Origin of the sequence: Paraburkholderia sp. EG286A, assembly GCF_040965375.1 — a bacterium.
Lineage (GTDB): Bacteria > Pseudomonadota > Gammaproteobacteria > Burkholderiales > Burkholderiaceae > Paraburkholderia.
Genome location: NZ_JBFRCB010000003.1, coordinates 641,318 through 655,429, shown reverse-complemented (window position 1 = coordinate 655,429; position 14,112 = coordinate 641,318). Strand labels below are relative to the sequence as shown.

General features: G+C 65.8%; 11 protein-coding genes and 1 tRNA gene. 9 read left to right on the top strand and 3 right to left on the bottom strand.

The features are described 5' to 3' along the window. Nucleotides 1-5: 5 nt before the first annotated feature. The 4 genes from pstB (at nucleotide 6) to phoR (ending at nucleotide 3,773) form a co-directional block, all read left to right on the top strand. Entirely contained in the window at nucleotides 6-866 is an 861-nt protein-coding gene (pstB, locus tag AB4Y35_RS15705; protein ID WP_368686584.1) for a phosphate ABC transporter ATP-binding protein PstB, read from the top strand. A gap of 19 nt (nucleotides 867-885) precedes the next feature. Then, nucleotides 886-1,590: a phosphate signaling complex protein PhoU gene (phoU, locus tag AB4Y35_RS15700; protein ID WP_028208453.1), complete on the top strand. Its 705-nt coding sequence runs from the start codon at nucleotides 886-888 to the stop codon at nucleotides 1,588-1,590. A gap of 35 nt (nucleotides 1,591-1,625) precedes the next feature. Beyond that, nucleotides 1,626-2,327 (top strand): phosphate regulon transcriptional regulator PhoB, encoded by a 702-nt coding sequence (gene phoB / locus AB4Y35_RS15695; protein ID WP_042261377.1) that lies wholly within the window; start codon nucleotides 1,626-1,628, stop codon nucleotides 2,325-2,327. 132 nt (nucleotides 2,328-2,459) lie between these two features. Beyond that, complete coding sequence (gene phoR / locus AB4Y35_RS15690; protein WP_342921891.1) at nucleotides 2,460-3,773, top strand: phosphate regulon sensor histidine kinase PhoR; 1,314 nt, start codon at nucleotides 2,460-2,462, stop codon at nucleotides 3,771-3,773. Between the two features lie 79 nt (nucleotides 3,774-3,852). Here the strand turns inward: phoR and ppk1 are convergent, their stop codons facing one another. Further along, nucleotides 3,853-5,916, bottom strand: coding sequence for a polyphosphate kinase 1 (gene ppk1 / locus AB4Y35_RS15685; protein ID WP_368705013.1), 2,064 nt, complete (start codon nucleotides 5,914-5,916; stop codon nucleotides 3,853-3,855). A gap of 193 nt (nucleotides 5,917-6,109) precedes the next feature. On the opposite strand from ppk1, the gene ppx reads away from it, so the two are divergent. Beyond that, nucleotides 6,110-7,732, top strand: a complete 1,623-nt coding sequence (ppx, locus tag AB4Y35_RS15680; RefSeq protein ID WP_368686719.1) for an exopolyphosphatase — start codon at nucleotides 6,110-6,112, stop codon at nucleotides 7,730-7,732. Nucleotides 7,733-7,866: 134 nt separating this feature from the next. Here ppx and AB4Y35_RS15675 read toward each other — a convergent pair whose 3' ends face one another. Both AB4Y35_RS15675 and sixA read right to left on the bottom strand, forming a co-directional pair. After that, the gene (locus AB4Y35_RS15675; protein ID WP_368705012.1) at nucleotides 7,867-8,685 is read right to left on the bottom strand and encodes a GNAT family N-acetyltransferase; all 819 of its coding nucleotides are present in this window, start codon (nucleotides 8,683-8,685) and stop codon (nucleotides 7,867-7,869) included. A 230-nt stretch (nucleotides 8,686-8,915) separates the two neighbouring features. Further along, entirely contained in the window at nucleotides 8,916-9,380 is a 465-nt protein-coding gene (gene sixA / locus AB4Y35_RS15670) for a phosphohistidine phosphatase SixA (protein ID WP_368705011.1), read from the bottom strand. Between the two features lie 164 nt (nucleotides 9,381-9,544). On the opposite strand from sixA, the gene AB4Y35_RS15665 reads away from it, so the two are divergent. From AB4Y35_RS15665 to AB4Y35_RS15650, 4 genes are all read left to right on the top strand, one after another. Further along, nucleotides 9,545-9,621: transfer RNA gene (locus AB4Y35_RS15665), tRNA-Pro, on the top strand. A gap of 173 nt (nucleotides 9,622-9,794) precedes the next feature. Beyond that, entirely contained in the window at nucleotides 9,795-11,411 is a 1,617-nt protein-coding gene (locus tag AB4Y35_RS15660; protein WP_368705010.1) for an NAD(P)/FAD-dependent oxidoreductase, read from the top strand. Between the two features lie 293 nt (nucleotides 11,412-11,704). Beyond that, on the top strand, nucleotides 11,705-12,562 hold the full coding sequence (gene imuA / locus AB4Y35_RS15655) for a translesion DNA synthesis-associated protein ImuA (RefSeq protein ID WP_368705009.1): 858 nt from the start codon (nucleotides 11,705-11,707) through the stop codon (nucleotides 12,560-12,562). Then, nucleotides 12,471-14,081, top strand: coding sequence for a DNA polymerase Y family protein (locus AB4Y35_RS15650; RefSeq protein WP_368705008.1), 1,611 nt, complete (start codon nucleotides 12,471-12,473; stop codon nucleotides 14,079-14,081). Before imuA ends, AB4Y35_RS15650 begins: the two co-directional genes overlap by 92 nt. The last annotated feature ends 31 nt before the right edge of the window (nucleotides 14,082-14,112 follow it).

Below are 14,112 nucleotides of genomic sequence, written 5' to 3'. Positions count from 1 at the left end.
TCCCGATGAACATGGCTGAGAGTCACCTCAACACCGCTGCGCACGGCAATGCGCCCTCCGCTGGGTTTGAACCTGCGGATCCCGCCCAGAACGCACGCCTGCCGGCGCTGGGCAAGCCGAAGATCGAAGTGAAGGACCTGAACTTCTTCTACGGCAAGTATCACGCGCTGAAGAACATCAACCTGCAGATTCCCGACGGCAAGGTGACGGCGTTCATCGGCCCGTCGGGCTGCGGCAAGTCCACGCTCCTGCGCACCTTCAACAAGATGTTCGCGCTCTATCCGGAGCAGCGCGCCGAAGGCGAGATCGTGATGGACGGCGAGAACCTGCTGACGACCAAGCGCGACATCTCGCTCTTGCGCGCGCGTATCGGCATGGTGTTCCAGAAACCGACCCCGTTCCCGATGTCGATTTACGACAACATCGCGTTCGGCGTGAAGATGTTCGAGAAGCTCTCGCGTCCGGAAATGGATGACCGCGTGGAATGGGCGCTCACCAAGGCCGCGCTCTGGAACGAAGTGAAGGACAAGCTCGGTCAGAGCGGCTACGGCCTCTCGGGCGGCCAGCAGCAGCGCCTGTGCATCGCGCGCGGCATTGCGATCCGCCCCGAAGTGCTGCTGCTCGACGAGCCGTGCTCGGCACTCGACCCGATTTCCACGGGCCGCATCGAAGAGCTGATCGCGGAACTCAAGAGCGATTACACGGTGGTGATCGTCACCCATAACATGCAGCAGGCCGCGCGTTGCTCGGACTACACTGCTTACATGTACCTTGGTGAACTGATCGAATTCGGTGACACCGAAAAGATCTTCATCAAGCCGGTCCGCAAGGAAACGGAAGACTACATCACCGGCCGCTTCGGCTAATCGGAGCAGGGAGCAAATCATGTCCGACAAACACTTGTCCAGCCAGTTCGACGCCGATTTGAACCTCATTTCGTCGAAGGTGCTCGAAATGGGCGGCCTCGTCGAATCGCAGATCATCACGGCAATGCAGGCGCTCAACGACTTCGACAGCGAGGCCGCCGCACGCGTGATCGCCGCCGAGGACCGCCTCAACACGATGGAAGTCGAGATCGACGAGGAGTGCAGCAATATCATCGCGCGCCGCCAGCCGGCCGCGCGTGACTTGCGCCTCGTGCTCGCCATTTCGAAGACCATCACGAATCTCGAGCGCGCCGGCGACGAAGCCGAGAAGATCGCCAAGCGCACCAAGCGCCTGATGGAAGACGGCGCTTCGCGCACCGTCAACATCGCCGAGATCAAGGTCTCGGGCGAAATGGCCGTGTCGATCCTGCGCCGCGCGCTCGACGCGTTCGCGCGCCTCGACACCGTGGCCGCCGCGCAGATCGTGCGCGACGACAAGGCGATCGACGAGGAATTCCGCGCGTTCGTGCGCAAGCTCGTGAGCTACATGATGGAAGATCCGCGCACGATCTCGGTGGGCCTCGACTATCTGTTCATCGCCAAGGCGATCGAGCGGATCGGCGACCACGCGAAGAACATCGCGGAATTCATCATCTACATCGTGAAGGGCACCGACGTGCGCCACAAGTCGCGCGACGCCCTCGAACGCGAAGCGCTCAGCTAATCCGATTTAACAGGTAACAAGGTCAAGAGGTGCCGATGCCTAGCAGCATTCTCGTCATCGAAGATGAGCCCGCCATTTCCGAGCTGATTTCGGTGAACCTGCAGCACGCAGGCCACTGCCCGATCCGCGCCTATAACGCGGAGCAGGCGCAGAACCTGATCAGCGACGTGCTGCCCGATCTCATCCTGCTGGACTGGATGCTGCCGGGCAAGTCGGGTGTGAACTTCGCGCGCGACTTGCGCAACAACGAACGCACGAAGCATATTCCGATCATCATGCTGACGGCGCGCGGCGACGAGCAGGACAAGGTGCTCGGCCTCGAAATCGGCGCTGACGACTACGTGACGAAGCCGTTCTCGCCCAAGGAGCTGATGGCGCGCATCAAGGCGGTGCTGCGCCGCCGTGCGCCGCAGCTCACGGAAGACGTGGTGGCGATCAACGGTCTGAAGCTCGATCCGGCCACGCACCGCGTCGCGGCCGCCGCCGAAGGCTCGGAAATCAAGCTCGATCTCGGCCCGACCGAGTTCCGCCTGCTGCACTTCTTCATGACGCATCCCGAGCGCGTGCACAGCCGCACGCAGCTGCTCGACCAGGTATGGGGCGATCACGTGTTCGTGGAAGAGCGCACGGTGGACGTGCATATCAAGCGTCTGCGCGCCGCGCTCAAGCCGGCTGGGTGCGATGCTATGATCGAAACGGTGCGCGGCAGCGGCTACCGTCTCGCCAAGAGCGCCTGAGCTGGACCCATGGCCGCGCCGCAGGGTGACTCACCGGGCGGCGCGACCGTTTCACTGCCGCCGGTACTCGCGCGGTAGTCACTCGATGTCGCGTGCCCGCATCCGACCGTATTTATCTTCGATTGCAGGAACATGAACATCATCTGGGCGCGCTCCCTCGTATCGATCGTATTGCTCGCGCTCATTTGCGCGGGTATTGGCGCGATTTTTGGCGTCAAGCTCGCGCTGAGCATCGCCGTGCTGGCGCTGCTCGCGCAAATGCTCTTCAGCACGTTTCACAAGCAGCGTCTGTGGCGCCTGCTCGACGCGCCGGTCTACGGCGAAGTGCCGAGCGCCCCCGGCATCTGGGGCGAAATCTACTACCGTCTGCATAAGCTCGCGAAGCGCTGGCACGCTCAGGTGCGCCAGGTGGAGCAGCAGCATTCGCGCTTCATCCAGGCGATCCAGGCTTCGCCCAACGGCGTCGCCATGCTCGACGACCACGACCAGATCGAGTGGTGCAACGCGATCTCGGAAGTCCACTTCGGCCTCGACGCCAAGCGCGACCTGCGCCAGCACATCACGCATCTCGTGCGTCAGCCCGACTTCGTGCGCTACCTCAATTCGCACGATTACAAGGACATGCTGATCATGCGCGGCATGGGCGCGAAGCGTCAGAACGTGATCTCGGTGCAGGTGTTTCCGTACGGCGAGAACCGCAAGCTGATTCTGTCGCAGGACATCACGGAACTCGAGCGCACCGACGCCATGCGGCGCGACTTCGTGGCCAACGTCTCGCACGAGCTGAAAACGCCGATCACGGTGCTCTCCGGCTTCCTCGAGACGATGCGCGAGCTGCCGCTTGGCGAAGCCGAGCGCAACCGCTACCTGGAGCTGATGGAGCAGCAGGCCTCGCGCATGCGCCACATCGTCACCGACCTGCTCGTGCTCGCCAAGCTCGAAGGCGAGGGGCGTCAGCCCGGCGACCATATGGTCGACATGCGCGCGGTGCTCGGGCACGTGCGCGAGGACGCCGAAAGCCTCTCGGGCGGGCGTCACCGCATCACGGCCGATTTCGACGATGGATTGAGCGTCACCGGTTCCGAAACCGAGATCATGAGCGCGCTCGGCAATCTGGCGACCAACGCGGTGCGCTACACGCCGGACGGCGGCACGGTGCATCTGTCGTGGCGCGCGGAACACGGCAGCGCAGTCTTTGCGGTCACCGACAGCGGCCTCGGTATTCCGGCCGCCGATATTCCGCGCCTGACCGAGCGCTTCTATCGCGTGGACCGCAGCCGCTCGCGCGACACGGGAGGCACGGGACTGGGCCTCGCGATCGTGAAGCACGTGCTGCAGCGTCACGACGCGGCGCTCGAAGTGAAGAGCGAGGAAGGGCGGGGCAGCACGTTCACGGTGCGCTTCCCGGCCGCGCGCACGACGAGACGGCAGCCGGCGCCGGTGTAACGAAGCGCCGCCGTAATTGAAAAAGCCGCTTCATTCGAAGCGGCTTTTTTGCGTCCAGCGTGATCGAGCCGTCAAGGCGTCACGGACAGAACTTCGCCAGCAAGCTCAGCTGCGCATTGCGCACGGCCTTGCCCGCGCGGCGGCGGCGATAGTGGCCGTCGCTTTGCATGAGCCACGCCGATTGATTGTCGCCGAGGAAGGTGGAAAGCCCTTCGGCGATCACGCGGCGCTTGAGCCGGCGGTCGTGAATCGGGAACGCCACTTCGACGCGGCGGAACAGGTTGCGATCCATCCAGTCCGCGCTCGACAGGTAGACGTCTTCCTTGCCGCCCGCATAGAAGTAGTAGATGCGGTGGTGCTCGAGGAAACGCCCGACGATCGAGCGCACCGTGATGTTCTCGGAGAGCCCCGGCACGCCCGGCTGCAACGAGCACACGCCACGGATGATCAGATCGATCTTCACACCGGCCTGCGAGGCTTCGTACAACTCGTCGATCACGGTCGGCTCGAGCAGCGCGTTCATCTTCGCGACGATGCGCGCCTTCTTGCCGGCGCGCGCGGCGTCGGCTTCGTTGCGGATCGCCTCGATCATCTTCGGATGCAGCGTGAACGGCGACTGCCACAGATCGTGCAGCTGCAGCTCCCCGCCGATGCCCGTGAGCTGCTGGAAGACGTGGTGCACGTCCTCGCACATCTTCGGCTCCGAGGTCATGAGGCCGAAGTCGGTATAGAGGCGCGCGGTGCGCGGATGGTAGTTGCCCGTGCCGAGGTGCACGTAGCGGCGCAGCACCATGCGCCCGTTCACGGGCACGCGGCGCACGATCAGCATCATCTTGGCGTGGCACTTGTGGCCCACCACGCCGTACACCACGTGCGCGCCCACGGCTTCGAGCTGCGCGGCCCAGTTGATGTTGGTCTCTTCGTCGAAGCGCGCGAGCAGCTCCACCACCACCGTCACTTCCTTGCCGTTGCGCGCGGCCTGCATGAGCGCGTCCATGAGCGGCGAGTCGGTGCCGGTGCGGTAGATCGTCTGCTTGATCGCGACCACGTTCGGATCGTTCGCGGCCTGCAGCAGCAGTTCGAGCACGGGCTGGAAGCTCTCGTACGGATGATGCAGGAGCACGTCGCCCTGATCGATCACGTCGAACATGTTGCTGTTCGCGGCGATGCGCTGCGGAATGGCGGGCACGTGCGGCACGAACTTGAGGTCGGGGCGATCGACCATCTCGGGCAGCTGCATGAGCCGCACGAGATTCACGGGGCCGTCGACGAAATAGCAGTCCTTTTCGTCGAGGCCGCTTTCGTCGAGCAGGCGCTTCACGAGATGCGGAGGCGTTTCCGCCGACACTTCGAGCCGCACCGCATTGCCCAGATGGCGCGCGGGCAGTTCGCCCTGCAGCGCCACGCGCAGGTTGGTGATTTCGTCTTCGTCGACGAAGAGTTCACTGTTGCGCGTGATGCGGAACTGGTTGCAGCTGCGCACGACGAGGCTCGGGAACAGCTCGCCCACGAAGCGCTGCAACAGCGAGCCGAGCAGCACGAAACCGTGCTGGAAGCCGGAAAGCTCCTGCGGCATGCGCACGAGACGCGGCAGCGCGCGCGGCGCCTGCACGATGCCCATGACGGCCTGGCGCCCGAAGGCGTCCTTGCCCTCGAGTTCGACCACGAAGTTCAGGCTCTTGTTGAGCACGCGCGGGAACGGGTGCGCGGGATCGAGCCCGATGGGCGTGAGAACCGGCAGCAGTTCGTCGAAGAAGTATTTGCGCGCCCATGCGGTTTGCGCTTCGTTCCAGGCGTCGGTGCCGTGGAAGTAGATGCCTTCCTGTTCGAGCGCGGGCAGCACGGTGTCGTGCAGCATGCGGTACTGGCGATGCACGAGACGCTGCGCGCGCTCGACCACGAGGTCGTACACGTGCTGCAGCGACATACCGTCGGGCGAGAGCGCGCCCGGGTTGTCGCGCATCTGCTCCTGAAGCCCGGCCATACGGACTTCGAAGAATTCGTCGAGGTTGCTGCTGGTGATACAGATGAAGCGCAAGCGCTCCAGCAAAGGAACAGCGGGATCGGACGCCTGTGCGAGCACGCGCTCATTGAATCCCAGAATGCCCAGTTCGCGATTGAGTAGGGGATAGCGGATGGACATCGGCAATGAAAACGGAATGTCAGGAATGGATTCGAACGGACGCTCGGAAATTCTCACAGTAATATGACTTTATTGTGACATTCGTAGTGTCATAAATTTTACGCCGCATTTTCACGAAATCGACAAGTCGCGTTGCGAACATGCACGCTGGGTAAAAGTACCCATGGTCATGACCAATGCGAGGAGCGACATGGTGAAGTCGGCTACGCTTAAAATGACGCATTTGGACAGCGCGGCGGCGGCGCAACAAGCCCGCATGGCTGCGCGTTCGTCTCTGTATGCACGCATGGAGCCTGCCCCTTCGATGGTCACCAATCCCCAACTGCTTGCCGCCGTCGATCTCGGTTCGAACAGCTTTCGTCTGATCGTAGGCCGCGTCGAGGAAACCGATGCCGGCAGCCAGATCTACCCGGTGGACGCGCTGCGCGAACCGGTGCGCCTCGCGGCCGGCCTCTCGAGGGACAAACTGCTAGACCGCGCCTCGCAGGTGCGCGGCTGGGACGCGCTCAAGCGCTTCGGCGAGCGCCTGCGCGACTTCCATCCCGACCAGGTGCGCGCGGTGGCGACCAATACGCTGCGTGTCGCCAAGAACGCGCGCGAGTTCCTCACCGAGGCGGAAGCGGCGCTCGGCTTCCCGATCGAGGTGATCGCGGGGCGCGAAGAAGCGCGTCTCATCTATGCGGGCGCCGCGCACTCGGTGCCGGCGAGCGCGGGCAAGCGCTTCGTGGTGGACATCGGCGGCGGCTCGACCGAGTTCATCATCGGCGCGCACTACACGCCGATCCGCATGGAAAGCCTGTATATCGGCTGCGTGAGCCATAGCCGCCAGTTCTTCCCCTCGGGCAACGTCGACGAGTACACCATGCGCCAGGCCGAACTCGCGGCCACGCGCGAAATCCAGATCATTTCCGGCGACTACCGCAAGACCGGCTGGGACCAGGCGATCGGTTCGTCGGGCACGGCGCGCGCGCTCGCGGAACTCGTCGAGGCGAACGGCTTCAACGATCCCGGCATCACGCATGGCATTTCGCGCGGCGGCCTCGAGCGCCTGAAGCGCGCGCTCATCAAGGCCGAGAACGTCAACCGGCTCAAGCTCGTCGCGCTCAAGCCCGACCGCATCCCGGTGCTGGCGGGCGGTCTCTCGATCATGATCGCGGTGTTCGAGGAGCTCGGCATCGACTATGTCGATACCACAGATGGCGCGCTGCGCCTGGGCGTGCTCTACGACCTGCTGGGCCGCTCGCAGCACGAGGACATGCGCACGGTCACGGTGGAGGGCTTCATGCGCCGCTACGGCGTGGATCGCGCGCAGGCGGGGCGCATTGGCGAACTGGCCGTGAAGTTCTACGACCAGTTCGAGGAGCCCGACGAGGAGCGCCGCGAAGAGAACCGCATGTTCCTCACGTGGGCGGCGTCGCTGCACGAAATCGGGCTTTCCATCTCGCACAGCGCGTACCACAAGCATTCGGCCTACATCGCCAGCAACGCGGACATGCCCGGCTTCTCGCGCACCGACCAGGCGCGCCTCGCCGCGCTCGTGCTCGGCCACGTGGGCAAGCTCGGCAAGCTCTCGCAAACGCGCGATGTGGAATGGACGCTGCTGTTTTGTCTGCGCCTCGCCGCGCTGCTGACGCGCCGCCGCGCCGATGTCGGCCTGCCGCACATCAAGGTGGAGGAGGAGGGCAACGGCTACGAAGTGCTGCTGCCCAATGCCTGGGTCCAGAACAATCCGCTCACCGATTACAACCTCGTTCAGGAAGCGGCGGAATGGGGCAAGATCGGCATTCCGTATCGCGTGGTCTATACGGAGGAGTAAGCGTAGCGCGCTGCGCCTCGTCTTACTGCGCCGATAAAAAAGCCCGGCTCGTTGGTGAGCCGGGCTTTTTTGTCCGCTGGTTTTGCCCGCGGAGTTTGCCTACTGATTTTGCCCGGTGAAGGGCCGATGAGGCCTTAACGCGTGACGGCTTCGCCGAGGAAGTGGCGTGCGTAACGTTCGTTGATCTCCGAGAGGCGGAAGAGCGTGAGGAAGTCCGCGGTGTTGAAGTCGGGGTCCCAGGCGGGCGCACCGCAGATCTTCGCGCCAAGGCGCAGATAGCCCTTGATGAGCGGCGGCGGCACGGCGGGCGTGCCGGTGCGCAGTTCCTCGACGGGCAGCGGCGTGTGCGGGAACGCGCGGTATTCGGGCGCGGTCAGCGCGTCGGCGCCGAGCGCGCAGTACAGGTTCGCCGCGTAGTGGCCGCCGTCGGCCATGGCCACGCTCGCGCAGCCGAGCATCGTCTCGTAGCCGTTGTGCTGCATGTAGCCGCCCAGACCGCCCCACAGCGACATGATGACCGAGCCGCTGCGGTAGTCGGGATGCACGCACGAGCGGCCCACCTCGACCATTTTCGGGCGCAGATGCGCGAGGCGCGAGACGTCGAATTCGCTTTCGGCATAGAGGCGGCCGATGCGCGCCGCCTGGTGCGGCGGCAGCACGCGGTAGGTGCCGACGACCTTGAGCGTGTCGAGGTCGCGCACGAGCAGGTGGTCGCAGTAGGCGTCGAAGGCGTCGACGTCGAGGCCGGCGGGGCCGGCCAGGCGTGCGCCCATCTCTTCGGCGAAAACGCGGTAGCGCAGGCGCTGGGCTTCGCGCAGCTCCTCGTCGGTGCGCGCCCAGGCCACCTGCAGCCGATGCTGCGCGGTGACCGTTTCTTCGGCACGCGGCAAGCGTCGGTTCGACTCGAACAGCGTCGAGGCGAACGGCAGGGTGGGCGTCGGCAGATCTCGCATGGGGCGTCCTGGTCGGAAGTAAGAGAACTTTTCCGGCAATGTAGTAATACGCGGTTACGTTTCCATGAAAACGCAATGACGATTCGATGACGTGGCGTAAGGCAGACGGACGAGGTGGCCCGAAAGGCTGGGGGCGGCGGGAGCGTTTGAAGCGAGCTTGAAGCGCGCTTGAATCGCTTTAGGGGCCGCGTAGAGGCGGCCCGGTGGGGATGCGCAGGCGGTTGGGAGGATTACACGAGATCGGGCGTGATGGCCGCGTGCAGGACGGCCTGGTCGCCGCCGTCGCGCTCGCGGCTCGCGAGCCAGAGCACGCCGGCCTTCTTCACGGCCCAGCTGCGCGAATCGGCGCCGCCCGAGAGCAGCCGCGCCGCGACCTCGCCGAGCGTGGGCTGATGGCCGACCACGACGACCGTGGATGCGAGGCCCTCGGGCCAGCCGACGGCGGTGAGCACCTGCTCGACGCTCGCATCGGGTGCGAGTTCGCGCACGACGCGATATTGATCGGTGAGCGCCTCGGCAGTCTGGATGGTGCGTGCGGCGGGGCTCGCGAGGATCACGGCGTCGTCGGGCAGGCGCGCGCGCAGCCAGCGCGCGACGTTCTGCGCCTGCTTGCGCCCGCGCGTGGTGAGCTGGCGGGAGAGGTCGCTGGCGGCGATGTCTTCGGCTTCGGCGTGGCGCCAGAGGATGAGGTGCATGGCGTCTCCTTTTTTTGGCGGTATGGGGTGCACGTACGGCGTGTCCTGTCATGGTGCACGCCAGGCCGGAGTGCGGCAAGCGCGTGTTGTGGATCGCTTTTCGTCGCTATGGATCGCGAAGATTTGACGGCGTGGCATCAGTGCCGGTACAATCGCTGATTCGTCGGAGCGTAGCGCAGCCTGGTAGCGCATCTGATTTGGGATCAGAGGGTCGTAGGTTCGAATCCTATCGCTCCGACCAGCAATACCGAGGGGTTACACGCCATTGGCCTGTAGCCCCTTTTTCTTTTTTGTCCCATGTTGGGTCAAACGCGCTCGCGTTTCGTCGTACGGCTTGCGTTCCCTTTGAAAAGCCGCCGAGCTTATAAAATACGGATCGGCCACAACTCCCGTGGCGATCGCACCCTGGCAGCCATGTTACGTTTATCCGAAGTCAAACTCCCCCTCGACCACGCCGAAAGCGAACTTGACGCCGCGATTCGGGGACGCCTCGCGGAACTCGGCGTAGGGGCGGATGCGCTCGTGCGTTACACCGTGTTCCGCCGTGCGCACGACGCACGCAAGCGCTCGGATATCAAGCTGACCTATATCGTCGACGTCGAAGTCAAGGACGAAGCGGCCGCGCTCAAGCGGATCGCCGGCAAGCCGCATTGCGGGGTGACGCCGGACATGACCTACCGCTTTGTCGCCAGGGCGCCCGAGCACTCGACGCGTCCGCGTCCGGTGGTGATCGGCATGGGGCCGTGCGGCCTGTTCGCGGGACTGATCCTCGCGCAGATGGGTTTTCGTCCCATCATCCTCGAACGCGGCAAGGCCGTGCGCGAGCGCACCAAGGACACCTTCGGGCTGTGGCGCAAGTCCGTGCTCAACCCCGAATCCAACGTGCAGTTCGGCGAAGGCGGGGCCGGGACGTTTTCCGACGGCAAGCTGTACAGCCAGATCAAGGATCCGCACCACTACGGCCGCAAGGTGCTCGAGGAATTCGTCAAGGCCGGCGCGCCGGAAGACATCCTGTATCTGAGCCGGCCGCACATCGGCACGTTCCGTCTCGTCAGCATGGTGGAGAAAATGCGCGCCACCATCCACGAGCTGGGCGGTGAAGTGCGCTTCGAAACCCGCGTCGAAGACATCGAAATCGAGCAGGGCAAGGTGCGCGCGCTCAAGCTTTCGAACGGCGAGACGCTGCCGTGCGACCACGTCGTGCTGGCCGTGGGCCACAGCGCCCGCGACACCTTCCAGATGCTGCACGATCGCGGCGTGTTCATGGAAGCCAAGCCGTTTTCGCTGGGTTTCCGGATCGAGCATCCGCAGGGGCTGATCGATCGCAGCCGTTTCGGCAAGTTTGCGGGCCACAAGCAACTCGGCGCGGCCGACTACAAGGTGGTGCATCACGCCAACAATGGACGCGCGGTCTATAGCTTCTGCATGTGCCCCGGCGGCACGGTGGTCGCGGCGACCTCCGAACCCGGCCGCGTGGTCACCAACGGCATGAGCCAGTATTCGCGGGCCGAGCGCAACGCGAATGCGGGCATCGTCGTCGGCATCACGCCGGAGGACTATCCGGGCGGTCCGCTCGCGGGCATCGCCTTCCAGCGCAAGTGGGAAGAGCGGGCGTTCGAACTCGGCGGCGGCAATTACCAGGCGCCGGGCCAGCTGGTCGGCGACTTTATCGCCGGCCGCCCGTCGACGTCGCTCGGCTCCGTGGTGCCGTCTTACAAGCCGGGTGTGCACCCGACCGATCTCAGCACCGCGCTGCCCGACTACGTGATCGAAGCCATCCGTGAAGCCCTGCCTCAGATCGACAGGAAGATCGCAGGCTTCGCGATGCACGACGCCGTGCTCACCGGCGTGGAGACGCGCACGTCGTCGCCGCTGCGCATTCGTCGCAAGGACAATTACCAGAGCATGAACGTCGAAGGTCTGTATCCGGCCGGCGAAGGCGCCGGGTATGCCGGTGGCATCTACTCGGCGGCCATCGACGGCATCGAGGTGGCGCAAGCCGTGGCGCTCGATATGACGTCGGCGTCCTGATAGCAACAAGCTCCGCGCCGTTTATCGCAGTCGCCCGCATCGGGCTGGCGGCGAATACTAAGCGGCGTTTGCCCCGGACGTCAGCGCGACGTCCGGCGGCCGATCCATCGCGCAAGCGCCTGGATCAGCATTTTGCAATGGATCGCAAAATGACCCTCCCCCAATTTCCGCCTCCTCCAATCTCTCAAAATACTGTATAAATATACAGGTGGAGGCGAGTCGACCTCCTTCCTGCCGATGCCCCATTTCTTGCCGGGCAGGGCGGAGCGTTCCCATCAATCAGGCCACGAACCATGGCAGCAGCAGCCCAGATCACTGCGCAGACTACAGCGCAACTCGCCGCGCACTTGCCCCCCCGGCTGCAAAGCCGCGTGTGGCAAGGCGATCAGCTCGCGCGCGCCAGCGAGCGCACGGTGCCGAGCGGCCACGCGACGCTCGACGCCCAGCTCCCCGGCGCCGGCTGGCCCTCGGGCAGCCTGACCGAGCTGCTCGTCGAGCAGGGCGGCGTGGGCGAGATGCGGCTCGTCGCGCCGGCGTTGCGCGCGCTCACCGCGCAGGCGGGCCGGCACGTGCTGCTCGTCGCGCCGCCGTGGCGCCCCTACGCCTGCGCGCTCAAGGCATGGGGGGTCGCGCTCGAGCGCGTGATCTGGGTGCGCGCGGCCGAAGACGAGGCCGCCTGGGTGGCCGAGCAGGCGCTCAAGCAGGAAGGCATGGGCGCCGTGCTGCTCTGGCAGACGAAGGCGCGCGCCGACGCCGTGCGCCGTCTGCAGGTCGCCGCCCAGGATTCGCAGGCGCTCGCGTTTCTCGTGCGGCCGCTCGCCGCGCGCAACCAGTCGTCGCCGGCGCCGCTGCGCATGACCTGCTCGCCGGTGCCGCCGCCCGACGACGCGAGTCTGAACCGCCGGCAATGGATGCAGCTCGCCGCGCTCTCCGTCGATATTTTCAAGCGCCGCGGGCCGCCGCCCGCCCAGCCACTCGTCATTACATTGCCGCTGCAGGACGCGGTGCTGCCCCAGCCGGACGCAGCTTCCGTCGTCATGCCGTGGCCCGGGGTCAATCATGCTGTGGATCGCCGTCACCTTGCCGTTGTTGCCGCTGGAGGCCGTCAGACCTCTGATGCCGCCGGCGCCGTCAACGCCGCTTCCGCCTGAAAGCGTCGATGCCGATGCCGATGCCGATGTCGCCAGCGCGCCGCGCTGCTACGCGCTCGCCGACCACACGCGCATCCTGAGCGCCGATCTCGACGCGCTGCGCGCCGGCGTCGAGCCCGGCAACACGCGCTCGCATGCGCTCGCGCTCGCGCCGGGGCTGGTGCTGCTCGAAGCCGATCCGGCGCGCGAGACCCGCGCGTTCGAGGCGCTCGCGCTCGCGTTGCTCGCCTATACGCCCAAGGTGTCGTTCGCGCAGTCGCACACGCTGTTGCTCGAAGTCGGTTCGGGCTTGCGTCTGTTCGGCGGCGTGCGTGCGCTGCTCGCCAGGGTCGCGGCGACGGTGGCCGGCTGCGGGCACACTGCGCGCATGGCGTGCGCGCCCACGGCGTGGGGGGCGTGGACGCTCGCGCAGGCGCACGTCACGCGTTCGTCGCGCCGCTGGCATGTGCTCAAGGAAACGACGCTCGCGCGCGTGCTCGATTCGCTGCCGGTCACGCTTGCGCCGTTCGCCGCGCAGCACGACCACGCGCTCACGCAGATCGGCTGCGCGACGCTCGGCGACTTGCGGCGGCTGCCGCGCGACGGCATCGTGCGGCGTTTCGGCGACGGCGTGCTCGGCTGGCTCGCGCAGGCGCGCGGCGAGGCGCCCGATCCGCGCGTCTGGTTTGCCGCGCCGCCGTCGTTTCACGCGTCGCTCGAATTGCAGGCGCGCGTGGAGAGCGCCGAAGCGCTGCTCTTTGCCGCGCGCCGGCTCGTGATGCAGCTGGCCGGCTGGCTGGCGGCGCAGCACGCGGCGTTGAGCGGCTTCGAGCTGCGTCTGGAGCACGAGCTGGCTTCGCGTCACGCGCCGCGCACATCTAGCCTCACGATCGCCTGGGCGTCGCCTTCGCGCGACGCCGAGCATCTGCTGTGGCTGCTTCGCGAGCGCCTGAATCAGACCGAGCTTGCCGCGCCCGTGATCGGCCTTGCGCTCGTCGCCTCGCAGGTGAGCGCATACGCGGCGCCCACCGACACGCTCTTTCCGATGGCCGAGGCCGCCGAGGCGTCGCTCGGGCAGCTCTTCGAGCGCATCGGCGCGCGGCTTGGCGAGCAGAACGTGCTGCAGCTTTTCGTCGAGGACGATCACCGGCCCGAACTGGCGATGTCGGCGCGGCCTTACCGCGAGAGCGGCGCGAAGCGTCCGCGCAAGCCGCGCAAGGCAGGCAAGCCGCAGCAGGAGGCCGGCGCGAGCGCGCCCGTGCAAAGCGCCTTCGATCTGCCCGAGGTGCCGCTGCCGACCCAGCCGCGTCCGGCGTGGCTGCTCGAAAAGCCGCTCAAGCTCGCGACACGCGGCGACCGGCCCGTTTATCGACGGCCGCTGAAGACGCTCACGCGTACCGAGCGCATCGAGTCCGGCTGGTGGGACGGCGAGGGCGTCGGGCGCGACTATTACGTCGCCGCCGACGACCAGGGCCGCATGTTCTGGCTGTATCGCGAGCGCATTGGCGGCCAGTGGTATCTGCAAGGGCTGTTCGGCTAGCGTTTATTCGTCGTTCTTTCGGGTTTCAGGA